This window comes from Sphingobacterium daejeonense (genome assembly GCF_901472535.1).
In the GTDB taxonomy this organism is placed as follows: domain Bacteria; phylum Bacteroidota; class Bacteroidia; order Sphingobacteriales; family Sphingobacteriaceae; genus Sphingobacterium; species Sphingobacterium daejeonense.
Map to the genome: position 1 here is coordinate 2,310,852 of NZ_LR590470.1, position 23,117 is coordinate 2,333,968.

The following is a 23,117-nucleotide window of genomic DNA, read 5'->3' on the forward strand; positions in this document are numbered from 1 at the left end:
AACAGGCTATATAACACAAGGAAAGATTCAATATTTCCCCTTGGTTATATCAATCCCTACAAAATAATAAGCCCTATAATGAATTTGCGATGGAGTTGATTGATCCTTCAGAAGAATCTAAAGGATTTATCAAGGGTATCGCTTGGCGCGGAGCAGTTAATAGCAGCCAAACTACGGCGATGCAGGCCGCGCAGAATGTATCCCAAGCGCTGCTAGGCGTAAATTTGAAATGTGCCTCTTGTCATGATAGTTTTGTAAGTGATTGGAAATTGGATGATGCTTATGCTTTTGCCAATATTTTTTCAGAAGAAGCACTTGAAATCAATCGCTGCGATATTCCTACAGGTAAAATGGCGGACACTAGAATTCTGTGGCCCGAACTCGGCGAAATCAGTAAGAATGGTTCCGTAAAAGAAAAGTCAAAGGAATTGTCAACTCTGCTCACAAAACCTGAAAATGGCCGTTTATACCGTACTCTGGTCAATCGGATTTGGGCACAGCTGATGGGTAGAGGGATAGTGGCCCCCGTTGATGAAATGGACAAAAAACCATGGAGCCAAGATTTATTGGATTGGTTAGCCGTAAATTTTGTAGAACAACGGTACGATATCAGACAACTATTGTATCTGATTACTACCTCTAAAACCTATCAATTACCATCTCATACAATTAAAGATCCAAGCGAAATAAATTCAGAATCATTTGTATTCAAAGGGACATTAAAGAGAAAATTGACAGCAGAACAATTTGCTGATGCCGTTAGTTCAGTAGTAGACCCGGTTTATACGGTAGAAGCGTTAAAATATAATCCATTTGAAAATTCACAGGCTTATGCTTCAGCGTCTCCTTTCGTAAGGGCAGCGTTGGTTCAGAACGATCCATTTCTAACAGCCTTAGGTAGACCGAGCCGTGAAAATATCACCACTTCCCGCGAAGGGCAAGTGACGTTGTTGCAAGCTATGGAATTAACAAATGGAACTAAGCTCAATGAAACATTGGTCAAAGGGTTCCAAAAAATGGGTAGCGAAATATGGAAACCCTGAGCAATTGATCCAGGCAATTTATTCTCAAAGCCTTGGTAGAAAGCCATCCCAAAAAGAATTTGAAATTGCTAAAAAATTGATGGGCAACAAGATGGAGGAAGAATCAGTTCAAGAACTATTGTGGGCAATTGTTCTATTACCGGAATTTCAGTTCATCGAATAAATATGAAGCAAGATGAAAAGTAATTATAATCGTAGAGACTTCTTAAGAACAGCAGGAGTAGGGACTTTGGCAGCATTGGCAGCAGGTGCCCCTATGTCTAGTTTTTTATCATCCTGTTCTGGTAAGATCCAATCAAGTGCTGATACTGTCATATTACTTTGGATGGCAGGAGGGATGGCACATACTGAAACTTTTGATCCCAAGAAATATACGCCATTTGAAAAAGGGTTAGATTCAAATAAAGTTTTGAGTACTTTCAAATCTATTCCAACAGTTTTGGATGGCATCAATTTTTCAGAGGGCTTAGAATCCATTGCTTCAGTGATGGATAAAGGTACTTTAATCCGTTCTTATGTATCTGGTGATTTAGGGCATATACTTCACTCTAGGCATCAATATCATTGGCATACCTGCTATGAGCCACCACAGACTGTATTAGCTCCTCATATTGGATCATGGATTGCCCAGGAGCTTGGGCCTAAAAATCCTGTGATACCTGCTTTTATCAATATTGGTCAACGGATGACTGTCGGTGAAGCTGAAGAGCTTAAAGCATTTCATACAGCGGGATTTTTGGGCAGCGAGTTTGGTCCGTTTATGATTCCTGATCCTACATCCGGCCTCGATGCCGTAAAACCACCCGCAGGCATGTCCTTTAGCAGATTCGAAAGAAGAAATCAGTTATATGCTGAATTGCTGGATAAAATGCCATTGGCGACCTTGGAAGTGATTACCAAAAGGAATCCTTCAAACGCTCCATGGAGCAAGCCTACAGATTGTTGAAATCTCCAGAAGCTAAAGCATTTGATATTAAACAAGAACCTAAAGAAAGTTACGATATATACAACACTGGTAAATTTGGATTAGGCTGTTTAATGGCCAAGAGACTAGTAGAACAAGGAGCAAGGTTTATTAGCGTGACATCCGAATACGAACCATTTATGGGTTGGGATACGCATGAAAATGGGCATACCCGCGCCAAGGATATGAAAAAATTGATTGACGCTCCTATAGCCCAATTGATAAAAGATCTGGACAAAAGTGGTCACTTGGACAGAACGTTGGTGATTGTGGCCAGTGAATTTAGCCGTGATATGGTGATGGAAGGAAGACCAGGTGCAGAAGTATTGCATCAAGTAGATCAGCCTGATATTATTCATGATATCAAGAACTATGGAATGCATCGCCATTTTACAGATGGCAGTTCTATCCTGATGTTTGGGGGCGGAATTAAAAAAGGATTTGTCTATGGGAAAACCGCAGACGAGAGACCATGTAAGACCATAGAAAAGCCAATAAAAATAGAAAGGATTCATCAGTCTATTTACCATGCGCTAGGTATTGACCCACAAAAACATGCTGTAGTTGAAGGAAGACCATTTTATACCACACCGGATGGAGTGCACAAAGCAGAGATGGAATTTTTTCTATAAAATTTTCGTATAAATACTCGTAAATACCTGATAATTATAGACTGTGTAAAAAACCCGTACCTTTATAGTAATCAATTTATATATGGTATGAAATATTTATATTTATTATTCCCATTAGCTATTGTTTCATTAATGTCTTGCAATCAAACTCAAAATAACAAAGAAGCGACCACTGCAGATAGTACGATCGTAGAACAACCTGAAGCAGGAGCGGATGTTCCGTTTACGGAGGCAAGGAATTATTTTGTTAATAATACCGTTGGAGAAGATAAAAATGGAACGTTAAAAATTGAAACTCAAGAAGCATTTAATGAATTATTTTCCCCAGCGACTACCATGGGTGAAGGTGGAATGCCTACAGAAATTGATTTCAATAAACAATTTGTAATCGCGGTCATCTCTCCAACATCAGATTTAAATCCATCAATTGACAGTTTATCTCTCAAAAAAATCAACAGTGATCTTGTTTTGGAATTCAAAGAAACAATGGGTGATAAGCAAAGTTTCTCCACAAGGCCAGCTGCCATCCTAATTGTTGATAAACAATTTGATGGAAACCTGAAAGCTGATGTAAAAAGTACTTTATAAGAAGGGGTAATTATTTTATTTTTTCATAATCATTGATAAACCTAGACTCCAATAAGTCTAGGTTTTTTTTATCTCCGTTTATCACTTGTAATTCTCATTTCATCCATGTTTGATAGGGGACTTGTTCCACTCTCCGTCCTCTTTCGTTCGGAGCTTGTTCGGACCTCGTTCGGATGTTTTCCGAACAAGGTCCGGTTGAAGTCCGAACGAGAGAGGAACAAGAGTGGAACAAGGTACCTGTTTGAAACAGTGCAGACCTTAAAAATAAGATTTAAAATAGATGCATAATTATTCGGAATTATAAGAAAGAATTTGATATATTTATGATATCAATTTAATATCATAAAAAACTGAAATTATGGAAAAGATTATTAAACCAACCTCGGGCTATTTAGCACTTGTGTTTTTGTTGCTCAGCATCTTAGGCATCGTATTTTCGTTTATTCAGATAGCTGCTACTGATAATATAGCTTATATAGCACTCGTTGCGGTTTTGTTTGTTGTATTTATTGTGATTATAAAGGGTTTGATCATTGTAAATCCAAATCATTCGAGAGTTTTGAATCTATTTGGAAACTACGTAGGAACAATAAAAGCGAATGGATTATTTTTTATCAATCCATTTTATACAGCTCAAAAAATCAGTCTAAGGTCAGAAAATTTACAGGGTCAAACTTTGAAGGTCAATGACAAACTAGGAAATCCGATTGAGATTGCCGCAGTAATCGTTTGGAAGATTGGAGATACGTATAAAGCTGCTTATGATGTACAGAGTTATATGGACTATGTCCGAGTTCAGAGCGAGGCCGCAGTAAGGCATTTAGCAGTAAGTTTTTGCATATGATAGTTTTTGAGGATGAGAATGCTGATCTTACCTTAAGAGATGGTGGTGAAGATGTGAATAAAATCCTTGAGAGCGAACTATCGGCGAGATTATCAAAGGCAGGAGTTTGTTGTCGAAGAGGCTAGGATTACGCACTTGGCTTATGCGCCAGAAATTGCCGGAGCCATGCTGCAACGTCAACAAGCATCAGCAATTGTTGCTGCAAGAGCCAAGATTGTAGAAGGAGCAGTTGGAATGGTCGATATGGCCTTACAACGTTTGTCTGAACAGAATATCGTAGAACTTGATGATGAAAGAAAAGCAGCAATGGTGAGCAATTTAATGGTTGTATTATGTGGTGAGAAGGCCGCCCAACCTATTGTTAACGCAGGAACTTTGTATAATTAAGGATTTTTAATTCGTCCCATTAGTAAAAAGATTATTTATGAAAAAAGTTTTGTGATCAGGATTGATGAAGAAACCTTTAAACTATTGGAAAGTTGGGCTCAGGATGAATTCAGGAGTGTGAATGGACAGATAGAATTTCTGATACACCAAGGCTTGCAGAAATCCGGTCGAATGAAAAAGAATAAAAATAATAATGACAAAGGATCAGTCGATAAAGACTGATCCTTTTTTAATCTCTTCTGATATATTCTCTGTCTTCATCAGTCATCCCATCATTATTACCTAAATATTCATTGTCCTCATCCGAAGGTTGCATGGTATTCGTGATGCCATATTCTTTTGGATGTTTTGGTTTTCTTCTGAACAAAATACCGCCTACAATGACTCCAATAACAAAAAATATCCCCAGGATTATTAGTTTAGAAGTTCTTATCTCACCAAATAGCCAAAATGAAGCCTCCTCTTTATTGTTAAAAAGTACAATCGCTATAAAGGCTAATACAACGGCAATTACAATGGTTTTTTGGTTTCATAATTACAATATTTAAGACAAAACTATAAAATTATGGGAGGTTTTCAATTTCCAGTCCTCTTCCTTAATATTTTTAGTAACAATTTTATTATTTAGTAAAGTTTTAAATTATTTCCTATAATTTAATAATTGGAACAATATATGCTAAATAATATAGATTTACCTATATTTTTAATATTTTATCCTTTTATTTTAAGGATAAATTGGAAACTAAATGGTGCTATGAACGTTTTTTAATATAGAATAATACTTGTATTAAAACGTTTGATTTGTAAACTAAATAAAAAACAAAGGGGAAGAATTGGTAAGAGATTTTATTGGTAATACACCATTGCGTAGGGATGAATATTTATCCATGCGATACAACACAAATATTTTAATCAAAGAGGAGTTTCATAATCCCGGTAAGTCCTCCAAAGATAGGGCAGCTTGGTTTATGGTTGAGGATGCAATAAAGACCAATAAAATTGCGCCGGGAGGTACTTTTGTAGAAGCTAGTAGTGGAAATACAGGTATTAGTATCGCTTTGATAGCCAAAAAGCTTGGTTATAAAGCTAAGATTTTTGTCTCGGCGAGTTGTTCTGACGAAAAAATTGATCTTTTAAAGTCATATGGCGCAGAAATTCAACAATGCGATAATTCCAATGGTTTACATGTATTTAATTCTACACAGTACCTAGCACAAAATTATAGCTCAAATACAGAAAATACTTACTTTACAAATCAATATTACAACTCTAACAACATCAAGGCACATTATAAAACTACAGGTCCGGAAATCTGGACACAAACTAACGGTGAGGTTACCCATGTTTTGGTTGGAGTAGGTACAGGTGGTTCGATTTCAGGAATAGGTCGCTATTTGAAAGAACAGAATCCGAAGGTCAAGATTTTTGGGATTGAACCGAAAGATTCAGTATATAGTTTATACATGCAAAATATTCCCATTCCGGATGAAGAGGCAAAGTTTGATTCGATTGAAGGTATAGGAAGAACTTTTATCCGGGAGCATTTGACAAAAATGCCGTGGATGAAATTTTTCAGATAGATAAAAATGCTACGGTTTCTATTTCTAAAAAATATAGGGAAATCAGCGGCAATTTGCTTGGTTATTCCAGTGCAGCAGTACTAGCGGCTCTGGATAAACATATTGAAAAAATGAATTTAACTGAAAATGATCAAGTGGTTTTGTTTTTTCCAGACCACGGTGATCGATATATACATAAATTATATAAGGATTTAGTATCGATAGAAGAGATAAGTGAGGACTATAATGCATCAATATAATGATTTAGCGATTCCCATTGCTTGGCCAGATCAGACAGCAAGAGGAGATGAACTATGGATGGCCGCATTAAAGAAATTAGGAGTGGTAAAAAACCTTAATTTCAAGGTTGGTCATGCTGCTATTGTCCTTATTGAACGAAAAACTGGACATTTAAGATACTTTGATTTTGGAAGATACATTACGCCTCGCGGATTTGGCAGAGCTCGATCGAGTCAGTTTGATCCGCGGCTAGAATTGACTACTGTGGCAGAATTCTCAGATTCTGGAGAATTGATGAATTTCGAAGAGATTTTATTGGAACTAGAAGCTAAAGAATCTGCTACGCATGGTGGCGGAAGGTTATTGTGCTCCATCTCTAAAGATATTTCATTCCAAAAAGGAGTGGCTTTTGCTGAAAGCCTGGTGGATAAAGGTCCCATTTTGTATGGAGCCTTAGCTCCCAATAATAATAGCTGTTCAAGATATGTGGCCCAGATTTTGGTCAATTCTCTAGATAAAAAAGATCCAAGGATCAATAAGATTCTATATCCTGAATGTTTAAAGGCTAGCCCAACAAGTAATGTGGTCAATGCAATTGAGCATGATGAGTTATATTGTTTTAAAGATTCTAAGTTGGAAACCTGGAATATGGGACGCTGGGATTCTCTGAAATTTCAAATAGAACTCTTACATCCCAACTTTATTCGATCAAAATCAATGGATCTACCTGATGATTTGATTTTAGGATTTATGGAAGAGCCTGAACGCCCGGTACACCTGCCTCATGAGGCGCAATGGTTAGGTGGATTAGGAGAGGGCTGTTGGTTCTATCTTGGTAATTTAGCAAACGAAGTTGAAATTACGCGATTTAACCATAAGGGGGGAAGTGGACTACACTGTATTGGCAAATACGGAAGATAAAATCAGCAATTATTCCAATGCTAAATTTAGTTACCACATCCACCACAAAAAGACATGTTGTTAAACAAAATGATCAAGAAATAATATTTAAAACTCTAGAAATAAATAATTTAAATTTAAAACAATCTATCTAAAAAAATAAAATACAAAATGGAATTAAAAATTTTAAAAGCCAAGATTCATACGGTTAAAGTGACAGAAGCGAATGTAGAATACAATGGGTCAATTACGATTGACGCTGATTTATTGGATGCTGCAGGTATTGTGAAATATGAACAGGTTTATATTAATAATGCGGTTAGCGGAAGTCGTATCATGACTTATGTATTGCCAGGAAAACGTGGAAGTGGTGAAGTGTGTATGAATGGTGGAGCTGCATTGCACGCAAAAGTAGGAGATACCGTTCACATCCTTTCTTTTGTAAACTTAACTCCTGAGGAAGCTGAAACATACCAACCTACTTTGGTATTTACTGAAGGAAACAACCAGATTAAATCGGTTGAGAAGTATGATTACTAGGGTAACATTTGACATAAGACATAAGACATAAGACATAAGACTTTGTAATTGTTTTAAAGTTTTAGAAAATTGGTTCGCAGGATTGCGGACCTTTTTTTGTTGATAGTGGCAAACAACATTCATTTGAGGGTTGGAATGGTGGTTTTGCTTGTTATATTATATAATTTTGGCATATCTATTATGATTTTTAAATAGATATTTGCTTATGTTTAAAAATCACTGAAAACAGTGAGGTTTGAATTGAATTTTGTGCTTAACTTCATCAACTGAAATTGAGCCTTTACAGATCATGTTAACATATTGAAAATGATTAAAAAAGTATATTTATTATTTATCGGAGTATTTATTTCAATGTCCCTTAGTTCATGTTTTGACATTGTGGAAGAGATCAATATGAAGAGTGATGGTAGCGGGGCAATCGTTGGGACATTGAACATGAGTAAAAGCCGTACTAAAGTTTCATCGTTGATGAAATTGGATAAGATTGATGGTTTTAAAATCCCTAACCAAGCTGAGATCAGAAAGCAAGTAACAACGCTCGTTCAATTACTGAAAAATACAAAGGGAATAAGTAATGTCAAATACAAACTTGATTTTACAAATTATATAGCCAGTATTTCCTGCGATTTTCAAGACGTAAATGCTTTGAATGCTTACACTGCGACTTTAGCTAAACATTTTAAATCCAACTTGAAATACCTATTCTAGTTATAGTTATAATTCAAGTAACAAGACTTTTGTACGTAGTTATAAGCACAACCCGGAAGCTAAAAAAGAATTTGATAAACTTAAACCTGAAAATCAGAAGTCATTTGACCAAGCATTTTATACCAGCATTTATCGTTTTCAACAACCTGTTTTAAAGCAGTCAAATGCATCGGGGAAAGTATCCACAAATAAACAGGCTGTGATGATAAAAGTTCCTATACCGACATTAATTAACGGTAAAGCTAACTTAGCTAATACCATTGTTATTAAATAATATATAAAATTAATCTATCATATATGAATAACTTGAAACTTGCCATCACTGTACTGGCAGTTAGTATAAGTGGGAATCTATTTTCTCAGGATTTACTCCATAAAGTTCCTGCAGAATCAAAATTTGTAATTGCTCTGAATGGGAAAGGATTTTTCAAACACGCAAGTGTGGAACAACTCAATGGAATATTTAAAAGAGCGGGTATTTTTGAGAAGATCATGAAAGATAATGGTTCATTTCAATCTGAGAATATCGAAGAATTTGGAATTGACCTGAACTCCAAATCTTACCTTCATTTTAATGTTAATGATAGTTTACAGTATTTCGGTGCTCTAATTCCATTGAAAGATAAAGGGCAGTTTGAATCCCACTTTGCCTGAAGATTCTGAAATTGAAGTGATAAATGGATTGAATTCGATTCAAACAGATGATAAAACAATTCGTATTTCTTGGGATCAACAAACACTGTATATTCCTGGGTGGAGTAGCAATGGACAATTATTTCAAGCGAGAAGACATAAGACAGAAATATGGTATGCTTGAGAATCCAGAATACGATTATGCGGAGGATGGCTGCTGCTGTTCCGGATACATTAGATTGGGAAGCTTATGACTATGATGAGGAAAATACAGTAGACACTATCATATTGGCAAGATCCTGAAAGTGAATCCGTTGAGGAAGTTGAAGCAGCGGTAGAGGAAGCAGCCGAAGCTGTAATTGAAGAAGCCGAAGTTTCCACAATACCTCCTCCACCATCTTTACCTGATGATTTTGAATCGGTCGATTCTGTATTGGAGAGAGATGAATATCAAGATGATTATTATACTCAATACAGTAAGGTAACTAATCATAATGATTCTATTAAGGATGTTTTCGTTAGTCAACAACTTGATGCTCAAATGGCTAGACTATTATCAGGAGAATTAGGTTCCTATAAGTCAAAGAAAATGGGATCAATGAAAGATAATGAATTGATTCATTTTGAAATGGATAAATTGTCCAATTTAATGGAATACTATTATCCTACTGATATCCTATATGGCTATATGGGGAGACCATCCTTTGATTATGGTTATGAACATATCAATAGCACCTTGTTGGTTGATGGCAATAAGATGAAATGGTTGGGAGATGTCACCTTTGACAAGGAGATGGCTAAATACTATAAAGAAATATACCAAAAGAAGATTAATCCAAAATTCTTGAGATATGTAAATGATGATGCTTTGGGTTTTCTTATCCTTCAATGTAAATTCTGAAGCTTATATCAAACATATGCCTGCAATCGTGAATAAGTTTTATGGCGGAATGGATGGGAAAATAGGTCAAATTATGGATTTGTTTATCACTGCATTTGATATTGTTGTAGATGAGAAAGCTGTGGCCAAAGTTTTTAAAGGTGATAATTTGTTTGTGTTAAATGGAGTTTCTCAAAAAGAGGTTAAATACATCGACTATGAATATGATGAGGATTACAACTATAAAGAAATTGAAAAAACTAAGATGGAGAAGATTCCAGATTACTTATGGATGTTCTCATCGGATGACACTAGGGTATTTGAAAAAATTCTAGCTATTTTAATCACTGAAAATAGAGTTGTAGATCATGATGGAATATATGAGGCCGTAACAAACGAGATTGATCAAATAGCACCTTATATTCTGATTGATAAAGGTATTGTGTTTTTGAGTAACAATATGGAGCAATTGAAACAAATTAAATCCAATTCATATACACCTACAGCAAGTAAGTATTCTTCCATTCTAAAAAAGAATAAATTTTCACTTGTACTGAATACCAAGAAGATACCTAGTTTGATAGATGAACTAGATCTTCCTGTTCACCGTTCTATGGATGCTGAGATCAAGAATTTGAGCCAATATGGTGATTTTTATATGATCAGTAATGGCATGAAAGGCGATAGGTTCCTTTTGGGAAGCCGGCGTTGAATTTCCGAATGAAGGAAAAGAATGCGGTTGATTATTTAATTAATACCTTTGATAATATTAGTAAGTCATTTAAAGGATTAACCTATGGGTTGGATTAAAAAATTATTCATATTTATTATAGGACTTATAGCTGTACTGGCTATAAGTCTTTTTGCTTTTAAATATTTTAGAGCATCAAAAGCAGATAATATCCGAATTCCGAAAGATGTTTATTCAGTTATTAAAATAGATGTTGATGGATTGGCAACTGATATTTTTAAAAATTCGATTTCCAATTATTCGGAATATTATACCGCAAAAAAAGATAGCACTGATACCATTAAAAGAAAAAAAATATGGAATATAGGATTAGATATTCCAGCTAAGTTATATCTTTTTAGTTTAAGTGATACTTCAAGTACATTTTATGCAGTTATTGGGGTAAATAATAAAGATAAAGTTCAGAAGTTTTTAACCAATGATTTAGAATTGATTGCTGATTCTTCTGCTATTGAATCTGGCAATGCAGGGCTGTATTCCAAGAGGCACTTCAAAGTATTGTTGGGAGGAAATAGTATGATTCTCTCGGTTGGTCCCAAAGCTAATTTGGATGAAATGACTTCGCTTTTGAAATCGGACCAGAAGGATTGGCAGCTAGCCAACAGCTTTGGAAATGGAATAGCCCAGATAAATAATGCAAGGATAAGTTATGTAGACAATAAAAAGAACTGGGCAAAATTGGATTTTATGAATGGAAAGTTTGCTCTTGATGGATATTATAAATCAGCCTTGTTCAAATTCCCTTCGAATCCAAAGGGTTTGGATCATTCTGATGACAATGTTTTAAGTCTAGCATTTAACTCTGATCTATCCTTGATATTAAAAGATAAAGAACTGGAATTAGCGAAATTAAAATTACCAATCGATAGTGTATACAAATATGTAGGGAATTTTGCCTCCATTCAATTAAAGGATAACCAAGTAATGGAATCTGATACAGTCATCACTTATGATTATGATGATAATTTTGAAATGATAGAGAAAAAGGAAATTCAGCAGATTGAGGTTCCCGATCTAACTTTCAATGTGATGGCATCGCCACATCTATTGGATATCTGCCAGAGAAAATGTTTTATAAATTCTCTAAAAACTATTCCGATGGAATGATTTATTTAACAACAAATAATACTTCCATTGAATCATTTAACTTGATCCCATCACAAAATGTTTTGTCATTGGTATACAGTAAAAATTCTTCAGCTGCCAAATATCTTGGGTGGTTGCCGAATTATGATAGGGTAGTCCTTGGGACTATTTATGGCAAAGCAATCAGTGATAATGAAATGGGGGTTGAAAGGGGAGTTTGTATTGGAGAATCCAGATTTGAATAGTTTTTATCAGATGCTGGTTAAATAAGACATTAGACATAAGACATAAGACACAAGACCATTTCTTGTGTCTTAAATTTCTCGAATCTCAATATACTCTCTCTTCATCTTGTGTCTTATATGCGTTTTAACATTTAATTTAATTTGTAATCGTTTTTTTAAACGTTTGGCTTTAGTATTTGGTCAAAGAGGTAGAACAATAAAATATTACTTATGAAACGATTATTTGGATTAATATTAATAGCTATCATGGCATTTAGTGTAGCATCATGTTACAGCCATAGACATCATCCACATGGAATGCCTCCAGGACAAGCAAAGAAAAGATATGGTGGCAAATCCGCTAAGCACTATGCACCCTGGACAGCAAAAGAAAAAATACAAAGGGAATAAAGCTAAAGGAAGACATAATCATCCTGGGACATAGATATGACGTTGTATATCCGTAGGGGAGATATGAGATATGGGATGTGAGATATGAGATAGAAAGGGTGATAGGAGCAATTCTAAACTTATTCTAAGGAGACATGATATATATTAGTCAGTATGAATAGGTATATATCTTAACTCATGTCTTTTCCGAAAATATTATAAGTGGGATATCAATCCTTATTCAGGTTAATATCGCAAATCTCATATCTCACATCTCATATCCCGATAAAATTAAAAAAGGCCAGATTCAAAATGAATCCGGCCTTTTTTAATTTTATCGTAGACTGCTTATTCAGCAACAACTTCGAAAGGGATTTGTACTTTAACTTCCTTGTGTAAGTTCAAGTTAGCTACGTACTCACCTAATTGCTTAGGTTCAGTTTCGAAAGTGATACGACGGCGGTCAACTTCATAACCTTGAGCTTTAAGCGCTTCAGCGATTTGAATGCTGTTAACTTTTCCGAAGATCTTGCCAGATTCACCAGCTTTTAGCACCAATAGATAATTTTACTGATTCTAATTTAGCTGCTAATTCAGTAGGCATCTTTCTTGATTTTGTCTTGTTTGAACTGAGCTTGTTTGATATTCTCAGCCAATACTTTCTTTGCAGATGGCGTAGCCATAATTGCAAATCCTTGAGGAAATTAAGTAGTTACGGCCGAAACCTGGTTTTACTACTACGGATATCGTCTTTCTCACCAAGGTGTTTAACATCTTGTTTTAATATAACTTCCATTATCGTATCCTCCTTATTTTAATGAATCAGTTACGTAAGGCATTAATCCGATGATACGAGAACGTTTCACGGCTTGAGCAACTTTACGTTGAAATTTCAATGATGTTCCAGTTAATCGACGAGGTAAGATTTTACCTTGATCATTTACAAACTTCAATAAGAAGTTAGCGTCTTTGTAGTCGATGTACTTAATACCGTTCTTTTTGAAGCGACAGTATTTTTTACGGTTGTCCTCTACTTTAGGAGCAGTCACGTAATTGGATGTTTTCGTTTGCCATTAGTTTGCTACCTCCTCAGTTTTAGTTTCTGCCTTTTTGTTGAATGCACCGCTACGTTTTTTCTCGTTGTAAGCAACTGCGTGCTTGTCAAGAGAGATTGTTAAGAAACGCATCACGCGCTCATCACGTTTGTATTCAACCTCTAATTTTTTGATTAATTCACCTGGAGCCTTGAATTCAGTTAAGTGATAGAACCCAGTTGTTTTTTTCTGGATCGGATACGCTAATTTTCTCAAACCCCAATTATCTTCTGCGATAATTTCGGCTCCGCCTTCTGTCAAGATGTCTTTGAATTTTGCGATTGTTTCTTTCGCAGCATCTTCTGAAAGCAACGGGGTAAGAATGATTACAGATTCGTACTGTTGCATTGTGTAAATAAATTATGTTTATTAATTTTTTGCCGTAAGTATGTTAACGGATTGCAAAGATAGAATTTTCTCCCGAATTATACTATAGATACACTATTATTTTTTCTCTCGATTTTTGGTAATCAAGCAATTGTAAAAATCAATGTAGCTGTAAAACTACAAAACCTGCGCTATCCATCTCTTTATTAGCCTAAATATATATAAATCCCCATCTTTGCCGCTCACTAGAATTAATAAAATTAATATTGAATTTCATTGGTAGGATGCCTCTTTGGGCTAGGATTATGGTCTCCGTGACCATAGGGTTGGTAATAGGATATTTAGTTTCAAACTTGATTTATTTTTGGTTGTTGGGGCTTTAGACATAAGACATAAGACATAAGACATTAGACTTGTTTGAAATCTATGGATTTTGTTATCAAGAAATTATTAATTAATAAAAAAAGCGATTATAGGGTGTTCTATAATCGCTTTTTATTATAATTAAGACATAAATTTTATACAATAAACTAAAATTTATAAAAGTCTATTGTCTAAAGTCTATTGTCTAATGTCTATTGTCTAAAGTCTATTGTCTATTGTCTAATGTCTATCCACCTTACGCCAACTTCCCTAATGCTTCTTTGATTCTTCTTAGGGCTTCTTTTAAGTTTTCGTCGGAAGCAGCGTATGAAAGACGGATATAATTGTTGTTTCCGAAAGAATCTCCACCTACTGTTGCTACGTGTCCGTAGTTTAATAAGTATAGTGCAAGATCAGCAGAGTTATTGATTACATTTCCTTCTGGATCTTTTTGCCAAAGAAAGAACTGATTTCTGGGAAGAAATAGAAAGCTCCATCTGGAAGGTTAGTTTTTACTCCAGGGATATCATTCAAAAGATCGTAAACCAGTTGGCGACGGCGTTCAAATGCTTCTTTCATCTCCAAAACACTTTCTAAACCTTGTTCATAGGCTGCAATACCTGCGCGTTGTGAGATTGAACATGTACCTGAAGTAGTCTGTCCTTGCATTTTTTCATTTGCAGCAGCGATTTCTTTGTTAGCAGCGATATATCCTAAACGCCAGCCAGTCATTGCAAATGCTTTTGAAAAACCGTTGATGATAATAACGCGGTCCTTAATAGAAGGGAATTGCGCTATTGATTCGTGTTTATCAACGAAGTTAATATGTTCATAGATCTCATCTGAGATAATATAGATTTCAGGGGTGCTTTTCGAAAACTTTAACAAGACCTTCTAGTTCCTCCTTTGAATAAACAGAACCCGTAGGGTTACAAGGAGAAGAGAACATGAAAACCTTTAGACTTCGGCGTGATAGCAGCTTCCAATTGTTCAGGAGTGATTTTGAAATCAGACTCGATAGTGGTGTCAATAAATACAGACTTTCCTTCTGCTAGGACGACCATTTCTGAATAAGAAACCCAATATGGTGTAGGAATGATTAACTTCATCTCCTGGATTCACCAAGGTTAACAATACATTTGAAAGGGATTGTTTCGCACCTGTAGAAACGACGATATTTGAGATGTCGTAATCTAAGCCATTTTCATTCTTTAATTTATTTACGATTGCTTGGCGAAGTTCAGGATAACCAGAAACAGGAGAGTAGCGTGTCCAGTTCTCATCCAAAGCCTTCTTAGCAGCATCTTTTACATGCTCAGGCGTATTGAAATCGGGTTCTCCTACACTTTAAACTAATAACATTAATGCCTTTGGCCGCAAGTTCACGACCTAATTTGGTCATTTTTAAAGTTGCTGATTCGGATAGATTATTGATTCTATCGGATAGTATGGATGTTTGACTCATGATATTACAAATATATTATATACTATTTATTATTGATGAGAAAAATGTAACAAAATATCTCTTAGAATGATACTTTCTAAATATATCGCTCTAAATAGCGGTTTGTTAAATTTATGATAGCTTTGTATGAAAATCGGTTAATAAATGAAGTTAAAATTTGATGGTTTTATAATTGCTCTAATCTTTATGATCATCCTAGCCTATATCTTCCCAGATATTGCAGCATATATGGATGGTCGGTTTTTAGAAATCATTACAAGTGTAGGCGTAGCGTTAGTATTTTTCTTCTATGGGCTCAAGTTAAGTTTTAATGAGATTAAACATGGTATGAAGAACTGGAAACTTCATTTGTCAGTTCAACTCTTTACTTTTGCCCTATTTCCATTGTTAGTTTTATTGTTCAGGCCATTTGTACATACTGAAACACAAGAGCAATTTTGGCTATCCTTTTATTTTCTGGCTGCCTTGCCTTCAACAGTTACTTCCTCAGTGGTCATGGTATCCATAGCTAAAGGAAATGTCCCTGCGGCAATTTTTAATGCTTCGATTTCTGGTTTGATAGGAGTAGCGGTAACGCCTTTATTGATGCATTTCTTTCTCGAAGTTGAAGAAGTTAATGTGTTTGCTGAGTTGTATTTAGGACTTTTATTTGAAGTTATACTCCCAGTTATTTTTGGATTGATAATTCAGCCGTATTGGGGCAAATGGGCTCATAAATACTCCAAAGCTCTTTCAAACTTTGACAAAGGAGTGGTGTTATTGATAGTGTATGGTAGTTTTTCAGAATCATTTATGAATGATATATTCAATACCATCGGAACAACTTATTTATTGAGCCTGTTTGCTGGGGTGATTGCTCTGTTTTTTACGGTTTATCTAATAATTTTAATACTAGTTCGTTATGTGTTAAAATTCAATCGAGAAGATCGGATTTCAGCGTTGTTCTGCGGTTCTAAAAAATCATTGACACATGGCAGTGTATTTTCAAAATTCCTTTTTGCCAACAATCCAAAAATGGGGTTATTTATATTGCCATTAATGATTTATCATGCTTTTCAGATTTTTGTGGTTACCATTATTGCGCAACGTTTGGGTAAGCAGAAAGATGAGAATTGATTAACAAAAAAGTAATACATCCTATACTTGAATTAATTATTTTTGCGATTCAAAAAAACAAGTGCTATGAATAGGCAAATGAGATTGGTTTTATTATCCTTGATTACAGGTATCGTTTTGATGCTAATCAAGTTTATTGCCTATTTTATTACGGAGTCCAATGCTATCTTTTCAGATGCTGCAGAAAGTATTGTTAATATTGTGGCATCAGGATTTGCATATTATAGTATCTACCTAGCTGCACAGCCAAAAGATGAAAATCACCCGTATGGACATGGAAAAGTAGAGTTCTTCTCCGTATTCGTTGAAGGCGGAATGATATTTATTGCAGGTAGTATTATCCTAATAAAATCTATTTACAGCCTATTCTCACCACAACCTATAACGAATGTTGAAGAGGGTATGTATCTTATTCTTGCGACCTCCTTCATCAATTTTGCAGTTGGGTTTTATTTAATGAAGAGAGGTAAAGCTCTAAGGTCGTTAACGATTGAAGCCGATGGCAAGCATCTACAGGTAGATGCATACAGTTCAATTGGTTTGATTGCAGGTCTCTTGATCATGAAATTAACAGGATTAGCCTGGATCGACTTGGCCTTATCGTTTGTTTTAGGAACATTTATTCTTTTTAATGGCTATAAATTACTCCGCAAATCTATTTCAGGGTTAATGGACGAGTCTGATACTGAGGTTATCGAAGAAGTTGTTACTATTTTAAATGCTAACAGAAAACCAGTTTGGATTGATGTCCATAATCTAAGAGTTCAACGATATGGACAAGAGTTACATATCGACTGCCACTTAACATTACCAAACTATTACGACCTTAATAAGGTTCACGACTGCATTTCTGATTTCGACCAAGTATTGAACGAAAATCTACATTCCAAGACAGAATTCTTTATCCATGCTGACCCCTGCATGCCTGAGTGTTGCCATTACTGCACTGTCGAAAATTGCCCTATCCGCTCCGAACCTTATTCAAAACACATTGAATGGACAACCGTCAATGTAACTAAGAATATGAAGCATTTTAGGGATAGGTAGTCTTTAGACATAAGACATAAGACATAAGACAATAGATGTATTTCTCATGTCTTGCCTATATATATATGCTTGACCATTTTTGGACAAGGCATGAGATAATGTAACACTTTTGAATATAGGATAATTTAGAATTTTAAAACGATTATTTTCGCTAGCCTAATAATATTAATTCTTAATTTATTTATCAAAAGACAAAAGTCTAATTTCTTTTGTCTACTGTCTAATGTCTATATTTCACTATCTTTAACCTAAAATCCACAATTATGAAACTATTAAATATTTTATTTTTCAGTGTGCTATTTATTCAAGTTTGCATTTGGTCAGGCAGATAGAGATGCTGTAAACCAGGTAATGGATCAATGGCATAAGGCAGCTGGGGAGGCGAATTTCAAGGAATACTTCGATTTAATGGATGAATCCTCGATTTTTATTGGTACAGATGCGACCGAGCGTTGGAATAAGCAAGAATTTATGGACTATGCGAAGCCACATTTCGATAAAGGAAAGGCGTGGAATTTTACAAGTTTGGAAAGAAATGTAGATTTTTCTGAAGATGGCAAAACAGCATGGATAGATGAGTTGTTAAATACACAGATGAAAATCTGTAGGGGTTCAGGGGTATTGGTTAAGGAAAATGGTAAATGGTTGATCAAACATTATGTTTTGTCGATGACCATTCCAAATGATTTGGTAGATCAGGTTGTGCCACTGAAGTCAGATATAGAAGACAAAATAATAGAAGAATATAAATTAAAATAAGGATAATTATGTTAGTGAAACACGAACAATCAGACAATAAGGGAGCATTTTTTGCTGAAGAGGATGGAAAGAGAATTGGCGAAATGACATATTCGAAGGCTGGTCCCGGTAAGATTATAATCGATCATACGGAGGTTGATCCTGAAGAAAAAGGTAAAGGGATTGGCTCAGTTCTACTTGAAAAGGCAGTTGAGTTTGCTAGGGATAATAATCTGAAGATATTACCATTATGCCCATTCGCAAAAGCTCAATTTGATCGTGATGTCAATATTCGCGATGTTCTTTTTTAATAATAAAGGAAGATTTATTTATTAAAACAAAAACATCAAAAAAACAATATGAAAGCAGTAGTTATAGGGGGTACCGGAGCAACAGGAAGAGAATTAGTCCTTCAATTATTAGAGGATCGTCGAGTGGAATCAGTAACAGTCTTGGTAAGACGGCCGTTTTTTCCATCAGAACCGAAACTTAAGGAAGTGGTTGTTGATTTTGATCGCTTGGAAGATTATCGAGTGTTTATCGATGGGGATACAGCATTCTCGACTTTGGGTACTACTTTAAAAGCTGCTGGGAGTAAAGAAGCACAATGGGTAGTAGATTACGATTATCAATTGAAATTTGCTGCCCTTTGTAAATTAAACAGGATTTCAACTTTTGTTTTATTGTCTTCAGCTCAAGCAAGCGTGACCTCACGCTTTCATTACACCAAAATGAAAGGATTGCTTGAGGAAGCAGTTAAAGCCTTAAATTTTCCAAAATTAGTAATCGTTCGCCCAGGACCTATTGACCGACCTAATACGGATAGGCGTGGTGAAAGAATTGCTGTGAAAGCCCTTAAATTCTTGAATTCCTATGGATTATTTAAAACCTATAAGCCTATCAGCACAATGGAATTGGCAAAAGCGATCAAGGAATCTTCATTTGAAGATAAAGAAGGTTTGGTAGACGTATATAACCCTAAAGAAATTTGGGGCGAGGAGGGTGACGAAGGTTAATGATTTTCTAATTTTTCAGGTTATTCTATTGAGAAAAGTCAAAGATTTTTGATATTCCATCATTATTTTGGCTTTTATGGCTATTTAAAATTGATTTTATTATCTTTAGGCGAATTTAAAAAAAGAGCTCATTACGCTTTTTAATTTTCACTAATAATTGCAAAATAATATCATTTCAATAGAAAATTATGTCATCTAAAATCATTTACACAAAAACAGATGAAGCGCCTTTATTGGCAACGTATTCATTTCTACCTATCGTTCAATCATTTGCAAAAACTGCTGATATTGAAGTAGAATTAAGAGATATTTCTTTAGCAGGACGTATCCTAGCTAACCTAAACGAATATTTATCAGCGGAACAAAAAACTGCTGATGCTTTAGCAGAATTAGGTCAATTGGCAACTACTCCAGATGCTAATATCATTAAATTGCCTAACATTTCTGCTTCTATCCCACAATTAAAAGCTGCTATTGCGGAATTGCAAAAAGCAGGATATAATATTCCTCATTACCCAGATTCACCTGCAAATGCAGAAGAAGAGAAAATTAAAGCTGCGTATGCTAAAGTTTTTAGGTTCTGCTGTAAATCCAGTTTTACGCGAAGGTAACTCTGACCGCCGTGCTCCAAAAGCTGTGAAGAACTACGCGAAAGCAAATCCTCATAGAATGGGAACTTGGGCTAATGACAGCAAAACTAAAGTTACTTCAATGAAAGAAGGTGACTTCTACGGTTCTGAACAATCATTAACTCTTGACCAAGACAGCCAATTTAAAATTGAGTTCGTTGGATCAAATGGTGAAACAAAAGAATTAAAAGGATTAGGAAACCTTAAAGCGGGTGAAGTGATTGATTCTTCAGTTATGCACGTTGCTAAATTGAAAGAATTTGTTGCTCAAGCAATTCAAGAAGCTAAAGAAGCTGGTGTATTATTGTCAGCTCACTTGAAAGCGACTATGATGAAAGTTTCTGACCCAATTATCTTCGGAGCTATAGTTGAGGTTTATTTTAAAGATGTATTCGCTAAATATGGCGAATTATTCAAAGAATTGGGCATCAATAAAAACAATGGTTTAGGTGAGGTGTATGCTAAGATTGCCGGAACTCCACAAGAAGCTGAAGTAAAAGCAGCAATCGACGCTGCAATTGCGAATGGTCCAGATTTGGCAATGGTGAATTCTGATAAAGGAATCACAAACCTACATGTTCCTTCAGATGTTATCGTTGATGCATCTATGCCAGCAATGATTCGTATTGGTGGAAAAATGTGGGACAAAAACGGTGCTGAACAAGATACTTTAGCGATTATTCCTGATAGATCATATGCTGGAATTTACGAAGCAGTTATTGAAGACTGTAAAGTAAACGGTGCTTATGATCCTAAAACCATGGGTTCGGTTCCAAATGTTGGTTTAATGGCTCAGAAAGCTGAAGAATACGGTTCACATGATAAAACTTTCCAAGCCACAGAAAACGGTGTAATCCGTGTGGTTGATAACAATGGAAAAACATTGATGGAACAGAAAGTTGAAGAAGGTGATATCTTCCGTATGTGTCAAACTAAGGATGCTCCAATTCAGGATTGGGTTAAATTAGCTGTTAATCGTGCTCGTTTATCTTCTACTCCTGCAGTTTTCTGGTTAGATGAAAACCGTGCTCATGATAGAGAAATCATCAAAAAAGTAAACAAATATTTAGCTGACCACGATACAACAGGTTTAGATATCCGTATCCTTTCTCCAATCGAAGCAACAAAATTCTCGATCGATAGAATCCGTAAAGGTGAAGATACGATTTCGGTAACTGGAAATGTTTTGCGTGACTATTTAACTGACTTGTTCCCGATCTTGGAATTAGGGACATCTGCAAAGATGTTGTCTATTGTTCCATTGATGAATGGCGGTGGTTTATTTGAGACTGGTGCTGGAGGTTCAGCTCCTAAGCACGTTGAGCAATTTTTGGAAGAAGGTTATTTGCGTTGGGATTCTTTAGGTGAATTCCTTGCATTGCAAGCCTCTTTGGAACATTTAGCACAAACTCAAAACAACGAGAAAGCTCAAGTATTAGCTGATGCTTTAGATGAGGCAAATGCTAAATTCTTGTCAAATGATAAATCTCCAGCTCGTAAAGTTGGACAAATTGACAACCGTGGTTCTCATTTCTACCTAGCAACTTACTGGGCTGAAGCTTTGGCAAATCAAACAAAGGATGCAGAATTGGCGGCTAAATTTGCTGACCTAGCAAAAGCATTGACAGAACAAGAAGCTAAGATCAATGAAGAATTAATCGCTGCTCAAGGTAAAGCACAAGAAATCGGTGGATATTATTTCCCTAATGATGAATTGGCTAGTAAAGCAATGCGCCCTTCAGCAACATTAAATGCTGCAATTGACGCTTTATAGTATTCTATAACATAAAAAAGAACCCCTGATTTAATTTAATCAGGGGTTCTTTTTTTTCCATTTCGCCTTTCACTCTCTATTGCCTTTTAGGTTGAAATTCCTTATTTTTAATATTATATACAACATAAACCTATTTCAATGAGTAATACTAAAAACAGTAGAAGGAGTTTTTTACAACGTAGTGCTTTGGGTGCTGCAGCAGTTTTAACAAGCCCAAGTTGGATGACTTCGAGCGCTTCCGAATCAGTTGAAAAGATGGCGGATCAAAATGCCATTAAATTGGGAATTGCTGGTTATAGCTTTGTAAACTTTAATTTGGAGCAGTCACTAGCCATGATGAAAAGAATGGATGTAAGATACTTATGCATTAAGGATTTTCATTTGCCATTAGATAGTACAGCAGAACAAATTGCAGCATTTCATCAAAAATTGGCGGAATCTAATGTTAAAGGTTATGCTGTAGGACCATTGTATATGAAGACTAAGGCTGAGATTGATAGAGCTTTTGATTATTGCAAAAGAGTAGGTGTAGATCTGATGATTGGAATCCCTGAAATCAAAGATTTACCGTATGTTGCTCAAAAAGCTAAAGAATATAATATTAAATACGGAATCCATAATCATGGTCCTGAGGACAAAATTTATCCTAACGCTACGGTAATCTGGAATCAAATAAAAGATTTGGATAAAAATTTGGGTATGTGTTTTGACATGGGACATAATATGCGGGATGGTCAAGATCCTATAAAAGATTTAGGAAGATATAAATCTAGAATATTTGATATCCACTTGAAAAATGTAACGGCAGCAGATGCGAAAGGATCAACATGCGAATTAGGAAGAGGAGTGATCGATATTCCTGCATTTGTCAAAGAATTATTGAAAATAAAATATCCAGGGGTATGCAGTATTGAATTTGAAAAAGATATGAAAGATCCATTAGCAGGAATTGCTGAATCCGTAGGTTTTTTCCGAGGGGTATTGAGCGCAGTTTAAAAATTAAAAATATTTTATTTGAAAGGAATGGTCATTTTGGTCATTCCTTTTTTTGATTTTAGGTTATAGCTTATCATTTTATTAAGGTTTTAATCTGAAACTTAATTTTCTATTAAATGTTCTGTATTAAGTGGATGTTAAGTTATTTGAATCTAAAAATTAAGTAAATTTATATGGATAAAC

30 protein-coding genes and 3 pseudogenes are annotated in these 23,117 nt (G+C 35.3%); 28 read left to right on the plus strand and 5 right to left on the minus strand.

The features are described 5' to 3' along the window. Nucleotides 1-32: 32 nt before the first annotated feature. From FGL31_RS23510 to FGL31_RS11115, 8 genes are all read left to right on the plus strand, one after another. Nucleotides 33-1,043 carry a DUF1553 domain-containing protein gene (locus FGL31_RS23510; RefSeq protein ID WP_232047155.1) on the plus strand — a complete coding sequence of 337 codons (1,011 nt, stop codon included), beginning with the start codon at nucleotides 33-35 and terminating at the stop codon, nucleotides 1,041-1,043. A gap of 4 nt (nucleotides 1,044-1,047) precedes the next feature. Beyond that, nucleotides 1,048-1,206 carry a hypothetical protein gene (locus FGL31_RS23515; protein ID WP_197734210.1) on the plus strand — a complete coding sequence of 53 codons (159 nt, stop codon included), beginning with the start codon at nucleotides 1,048-1,050 and terminating at the stop codon, nucleotides 1,204-1,206. 12 nt (nucleotides 1,207-1,218) lie between these two features. Continuing rightward, entirely contained in the window at nucleotides 1,219-1,989 is a 771-nt protein-coding gene (locus tag FGL31_RS27905) for a DUF1501 domain-containing protein (RefSeq protein WP_197734211.1), read from the plus strand. Continuing rightward, nucleotides 1,965-2,639: a DUF1501 domain-containing protein gene (locus FGL31_RS27910; protein ID WP_197734212.1), complete on the plus strand. Its 675-nt coding sequence runs from the start codon at nucleotides 1,965-1,967 to the stop codon at nucleotides 2,637-2,639. Before FGL31_RS27905 ends, FGL31_RS27910 begins: the two co-directional genes overlap by 25 nt. A gap of 87 nt (nucleotides 2,640-2,726) precedes the next feature. Further along, complete coding sequence (locus tag FGL31_RS11105; RefSeq protein ID WP_138091445.1) at nucleotides 2,727-3,227, plus strand: hypothetical protein; 501 nt, start codon at nucleotides 2,727-2,729, stop codon at nucleotides 3,225-3,227. 358 nt (nucleotides 3,228-3,585) lie between these two features. Further along, nucleotides 3,586-4,071, plus strand: coding sequence for an SPFH domain-containing protein (locus FGL31_RS25445; RefSeq protein ID WP_232046652.1), 486 nt, complete (start codon nucleotides 3,586-3,588; stop codon nucleotides 4,069-4,071). 66 nt (nucleotides 4,072-4,137) lie between these two features. Continuing rightward, a complete protein-coding gene (locus FGL31_RS25450; RefSeq protein WP_232046654.1) occupies nucleotides 4,138-4,458 on the plus strand; it encodes an SPFH domain-containing protein in 321 nt (106 codons plus the stop codon). A gap of 51 nt (nucleotides 4,459-4,509) precedes the next feature. Continuing rightward, nucleotides 4,510-4,680: a type II toxin-antitoxin system antitoxin gene (locus FGL31_RS11115; protein WP_232046655.1), complete on the plus strand. Its 171-nt coding sequence runs from the start codon at nucleotides 4,510-4,512 to the stop codon at nucleotides 4,678-4,680. Between the two features lie 7 nt (nucleotides 4,681-4,687). Here the strand turns inward: FGL31_RS11115 and FGL31_RS22670 are convergent, their stop codons facing one another. Continuing rightward, nucleotides 4,688-4,825 (minus strand): hypothetical protein, encoded by a 138-nt coding sequence (locus FGL31_RS22670; protein WP_171017638.1) that lies wholly within the window; start codon nucleotides 4,823-4,825, stop codon nucleotides 4,688-4,690. A gap of 466 nt (nucleotides 4,826-5,291) precedes the next feature. Between FGL31_RS22670 and FGL31_RS11120 the strand changes: the two genes are divergently transcribed. From FGL31_RS11120 to FGL31_RS11170, 12 genes are all read left to right on the plus strand, one after another. Then, nucleotides 5,292-6,038 carry a cysteine synthase family protein gene (locus FGL31_RS11120; protein ID WP_171017639.1) on the plus strand — a complete coding sequence of 249 codons (747 nt, stop codon included), beginning with the start codon at nucleotides 5,292-5,294 and terminating at the stop codon, nucleotides 6,036-6,038. Continuing rightward, the gene (locus FGL31_RS11125; RefSeq protein WP_138091451.1) at nucleotides 6,017-6,277 is read left to right on the plus strand and encodes a hypothetical protein; all 261 of its coding nucleotides are present in this window, start codon (nucleotides 6,017-6,019) and stop codon (nucleotides 6,275-6,277) included. Before FGL31_RS11120 ends, FGL31_RS11125 begins: the two co-directional genes overlap by 22 nt. After that, the gene (locus FGL31_RS11130) at nucleotides 6,264-7,178 is read left to right on the plus strand and encodes a DUF6695 family protein (RefSeq protein WP_138091453.1); all 915 of its coding nucleotides are present in this window, start codon (nucleotides 6,264-6,266) and stop codon (nucleotides 7,176-7,178) included. Before FGL31_RS11125 ends, FGL31_RS11130 begins: the two co-directional genes overlap by 14 nt. A gap of 150 nt (nucleotides 7,179-7,328) precedes the next feature. After that, entirely contained in the window at nucleotides 7,329-7,697 is a 369-nt protein-coding gene (gene panD / locus FGL31_RS11135) for an aspartate 1-decarboxylase (RefSeq protein ID WP_099369820.1), read from the plus strand. Between the two features lie 306 nt (nucleotides 7,698-8,003). After that, entirely contained in the window at nucleotides 8,004-8,405 is a 402-nt protein-coding gene (locus FGL31_RS25455; protein WP_232046657.1) for a hypothetical protein, read from the plus strand. Nucleotides 8,406-8,702: 297 nt separating this feature from the next. Then, on the plus strand, nucleotides 8,703-9,059 hold the full coding sequence (locus FGL31_RS11145) for a hypothetical protein (protein WP_138091455.1): 357 nt from the start codon (nucleotides 8,703-8,705) through the stop codon (nucleotides 9,057-9,059). A gap of 159 nt (nucleotides 9,060-9,218) precedes the next feature. Beyond that, entirely contained in the window at nucleotides 9,219-9,341 is a 123-nt protein-coding gene (locus FGL31_RS27915; protein WP_262709100.1) for a hypothetical protein, read from the plus strand. A 130-nt stretch (nucleotides 9,342-9,471) separates the two neighbouring features. Further along, the gene (locus FGL31_RS11150; protein ID WP_138091457.1) at nucleotides 9,472-9,939 is read left to right on the plus strand and encodes a hypothetical protein; all 468 of its coding nucleotides are present in this window, start codon (nucleotides 9,472-9,474) and stop codon (nucleotides 9,937-9,939) included. A 16-nt stretch (nucleotides 9,940-9,955) separates the two neighbouring features. Then, complete coding sequence (locus FGL31_RS11155; protein WP_138091459.1) at nucleotides 9,956-10,630, plus strand: hypothetical protein; 675 nt, start codon at nucleotides 9,956-9,958, stop codon at nucleotides 10,628-10,630. Nucleotides 10,631-10,714: 84 nt separating this feature from the next. Beyond that, nucleotides 10,715-11,776 carry a hypothetical protein gene (locus FGL31_RS11160; RefSeq protein ID WP_138091462.1) on the plus strand — a complete coding sequence of 354 codons (1,062 nt, stop codon included), beginning with the start codon at nucleotides 10,715-10,717 and terminating at the stop codon, nucleotides 11,774-11,776. Next, the gene (locus tag FGL31_RS11165) at nucleotides 11,773-12,000 is read left to right on the plus strand and encodes a hypothetical protein (protein WP_138091464.1); all 228 of its coding nucleotides are present in this window, start codon (nucleotides 11,773-11,775) and stop codon (nucleotides 11,998-12,000) included. Before FGL31_RS11160 ends, FGL31_RS11165 begins: the two co-directional genes overlap by 4 nt. Nucleotides 12,001-12,210: 210 nt before the next feature. Beyond that, nucleotides 12,211-12,390, plus strand: a complete 180-nt coding sequence (locus FGL31_RS11170) for a quinol oxidase subunit 4 (RefSeq protein ID WP_197734213.1) — start codon at nucleotides 12,211-12,213, stop codon at nucleotides 12,388-12,390. Nucleotides 12,391-12,717: 327 nt separating this feature from the next. Here the strand turns inward: FGL31_RS11170 and rplI are convergent. The 4 genes and pseudogenes from rplI to FGL31_RS11190 all read right to left on the minus strand — a co-directional run bounded on the left by rplI (nucleotide 12,718) and on the right by FGL31_RS11190 (nucleotide 15,555). Beyond that, a pseudogene (rplI, locus tag FGL31_RS11175) lies at nucleotides 12,718-13,165 on the minus strand (50S ribosomal protein L9). A 13-nt stretch (nucleotides 13,166-13,178) separates the two neighbouring features. Beyond that, nucleotides 13,179-13,443, minus strand: a pseudogene (gene rpsR / locus FGL31_RS11180) (30S ribosomal protein S18). After that, nucleotides 13,443-13,811: a 30S ribosomal protein S6 gene (rpsF, locus tag FGL31_RS11185; RefSeq protein WP_099369827.1), complete on the minus strand. Its 369-nt coding sequence runs from the start codon at nucleotides 13,809-13,811 to the stop codon at nucleotides 13,443-13,445. The pseudogene rpsR and the gene rpsF overlap by 1 nt, the downstream one beginning before the upstream one ends. A gap of 598 nt (nucleotides 13,812-14,409) precedes the next feature. Beyond that, a pseudogene (locus tag FGL31_RS11190) lies at nucleotides 14,410-15,555 on the minus strand (pyridoxal phosphate-dependent aminotransferase). A 207-nt stretch (nucleotides 15,556-15,762) separates the two neighbouring features. On the opposite strand from FGL31_RS11190, the gene FGL31_RS11195 reads away from it, so the two are divergent. From FGL31_RS11195 to FGL31_RS11225, 8 genes are all read left to right on the plus strand, one after another. After that, nucleotides 15,763-16,734 carry a bile acid:sodium symporter family protein gene (locus FGL31_RS11195; protein ID WP_138091468.1) on the plus strand — a complete coding sequence of 324 codons (972 nt, stop codon included), beginning with the start codon at nucleotides 15,763-15,765 and terminating at the stop codon, nucleotides 16,732-16,734. Between the two features lie 66 nt (nucleotides 16,735-16,800). Continuing rightward, nucleotides 16,801-17,781 (plus strand): cation diffusion facilitator family transporter, encoded by a 981-nt coding sequence (locus FGL31_RS11200; RefSeq protein ID WP_138091470.1) that lies wholly within the window; start codon nucleotides 16,801-16,803, stop codon nucleotides 17,779-17,781. 291 nt (nucleotides 17,782-18,072) lie between these two features. Next, nucleotides 18,073-18,540, plus strand: coding sequence for a nuclear transport factor 2 family protein (locus tag FGL31_RS11205; protein ID WP_197734214.1), 468 nt, complete (start codon nucleotides 18,073-18,075; stop codon nucleotides 18,538-18,540). Nucleotides 18,541-18,548: 8 nt separating this feature from the next. Further along, complete coding sequence (locus tag FGL31_RS11210; RefSeq protein WP_138091472.1) at nucleotides 18,549-18,830, plus strand: GNAT family N-acetyltransferase; 282 nt, start codon at nucleotides 18,549-18,551, stop codon at nucleotides 18,828-18,830. 48 nt (nucleotides 18,831-18,878) lie between these two features. Continuing rightward, nucleotides 18,879-19,535 carry an NAD(P)H-binding protein gene (locus FGL31_RS11215; RefSeq protein WP_138091475.1) on the plus strand — a complete coding sequence of 219 codons (657 nt, stop codon included), beginning with the start codon at nucleotides 18,879-18,881 and terminating at the stop codon, nucleotides 19,533-19,535. A gap of 188 nt (nucleotides 19,536-19,723) precedes the next feature. After that, entirely contained in the window at nucleotides 19,724-20,146 is a 423-nt protein-coding gene (locus FGL31_RS30365) for an NADP-dependent isocitrate dehydrogenase (RefSeq protein ID WP_262709101.1), read from the plus strand. Continuing rightward, a complete protein-coding gene (locus FGL31_RS11220; protein ID WP_262709102.1) occupies nucleotides 20,097-21,938 on the plus strand; it encodes an NADP-dependent isocitrate dehydrogenase in 1,842 nt (613 codons plus the stop codon). Before FGL31_RS30365 ends, FGL31_RS11220 begins: the two co-directional genes overlap by 50 nt. 138 nt (nucleotides 21,939-22,076) lie before the next feature. Beyond that, entirely contained in the window at nucleotides 22,077-22,934 is an 858-nt protein-coding gene (locus FGL31_RS11225; protein ID WP_138091478.1) for a sugar phosphate isomerase/epimerase family protein, read from the plus strand. The last annotated feature ends 183 nt before the right edge of the window (nucleotides 22,935-23,117 follow it).

What these genes read in the sequence shown, in the direction of transcription:
- FGL31_RS11105 (WP_138091445.1), top strand. Translation starts at nt 2,727, where the DNA reads ATGAAATATTTATATTTATTATTCCCATTAGCTATTGTTTCATTAATG.
- FGL31_RS27905 (WP_197734211.1), top strand. Translation starts at nt 1,219, where the DNA reads ATGAAAAGTAATTATAATCGTAGAGACTTCTTAAGAACAGCAGGAGTA.
- FGL31_RS11225 (WP_138091478.1), top strand. Translation starts at nt 22,077, where the DNA reads ATGAGTAATACTAAAAACAGTAGAAGGAGTTTTTTACAACGTAGTGCT.
- FGL31_RS11220 (WP_262709102.1), top strand. Translation starts at nt 20,097, where the DNA reads ATGCTAAAGTTTTTAGGTTCTGCTGTAAATCCAGTTTTACGCGAAGGT.
- FGL31_RS11165 (WP_138091464.1), top strand. Translation starts at nt 11,773, where the DNA reads ATGATTTATTTAACAACAAATAATACTTCCATTGAATCATTTAACTTG.
- FGL31_RS11215 (WP_138091475.1), top strand. Translation starts at nt 18,879, where the DNA reads ATGAAAGCAGTAGTTATAGGGGGTACCGGAGCAACAGGAAGAGAATTA.
- FGL31_RS11160 (WP_138091462.1), top strand. Translation starts at nt 10,715, where the DNA reads ATGGGTTGGATTAAAAAATTATTCATATTTATTATAGGACTTATAGCT.
- FGL31_RS27910 (WP_197734212.1), top strand. Translation starts at nt 1,965, where the DNA reads ATGGAGCAAGCCTACAGATTGTTGAAATCTCCAGAAGCTAAAGCATTT.
- FGL31_RS11145 (WP_138091455.1), top strand. Translation starts at nt 8,703, where the DNA reads ATGAATAACTTGAAACTTGCCATCACTGTACTGGCAGTTAGTATAAGT.
- FGL31_RS11130 (WP_138091453.1), top strand. Translation starts at nt 6,264, where the DNA reads ATGCATCAATATAATGATTTAGCGATTCCCATTGCTTGGCCAGATCAG.
- panD (WP_099369820.1), top strand. Translation starts at nt 7,329, where the DNA reads ATGGAATTAAAAATTTTAAAAGCCAAGATTCATACGGTTAAAGTGACA.
- rpsF (WP_099369827.1), bottom strand. Translation starts at nt 13,811, where the DNA reads ATGCAACAGTACGAATCTGTAATCATTCTTACCCCGTTGCTTTCAGAA.
- FGL31_RS25445 (WP_232046652.1), top strand. Translation starts at nt 3,586, where the DNA reads ATGGAAAAGATTATTAAACCAACCTCGGGCTATTTAGCACTTGTGTTT.
- FGL31_RS25455 (WP_232046657.1), top strand. Translation starts at nt 8,004, where the DNA reads ATGATTAAAAAAGTATATTTATTATTTATCGGAGTATTTATTTCAATG.
- FGL31_RS11170 (WP_197734213.1), top strand. Translation starts at nt 12,211, where the DNA reads ATGAAACGATTATTTGGATTAATATTAATAGCTATCATGGCATTTAGT.
- FGL31_RS30365 (WP_262709101.1), top strand. Translation starts at nt 19,724, where the DNA reads ATGTCATCTAAAATCATTTACACAAAAACAGATGAAGCGCCTTTATTG.
- FGL31_RS11210 (WP_138091472.1), top strand. Translation starts at nt 18,549, where the DNA reads ATGTTAGTGAAACACGAACAATCAGACAATAAGGGAGCATTTTTTGCT.
- FGL31_RS11155 (WP_138091459.1), top strand. Translation starts at nt 9,956, where the DNA reads ATGCCTGCAATCGTGAATAAGTTTTATGGCGGAATGGATGGGAAAATA.
- FGL31_RS11195 (WP_138091468.1), top strand. Translation starts at nt 15,763, where the DNA reads ATGAAGTTAAAATTTGATGGTTTTATAATTGCTCTAATCTTTATGATC.
- FGL31_RS11200 (WP_138091470.1), top strand. Translation starts at nt 16,801, where the DNA reads ATGAATAGGCAAATGAGATTGGTTTTATTATCCTTGATTACAGGTATC.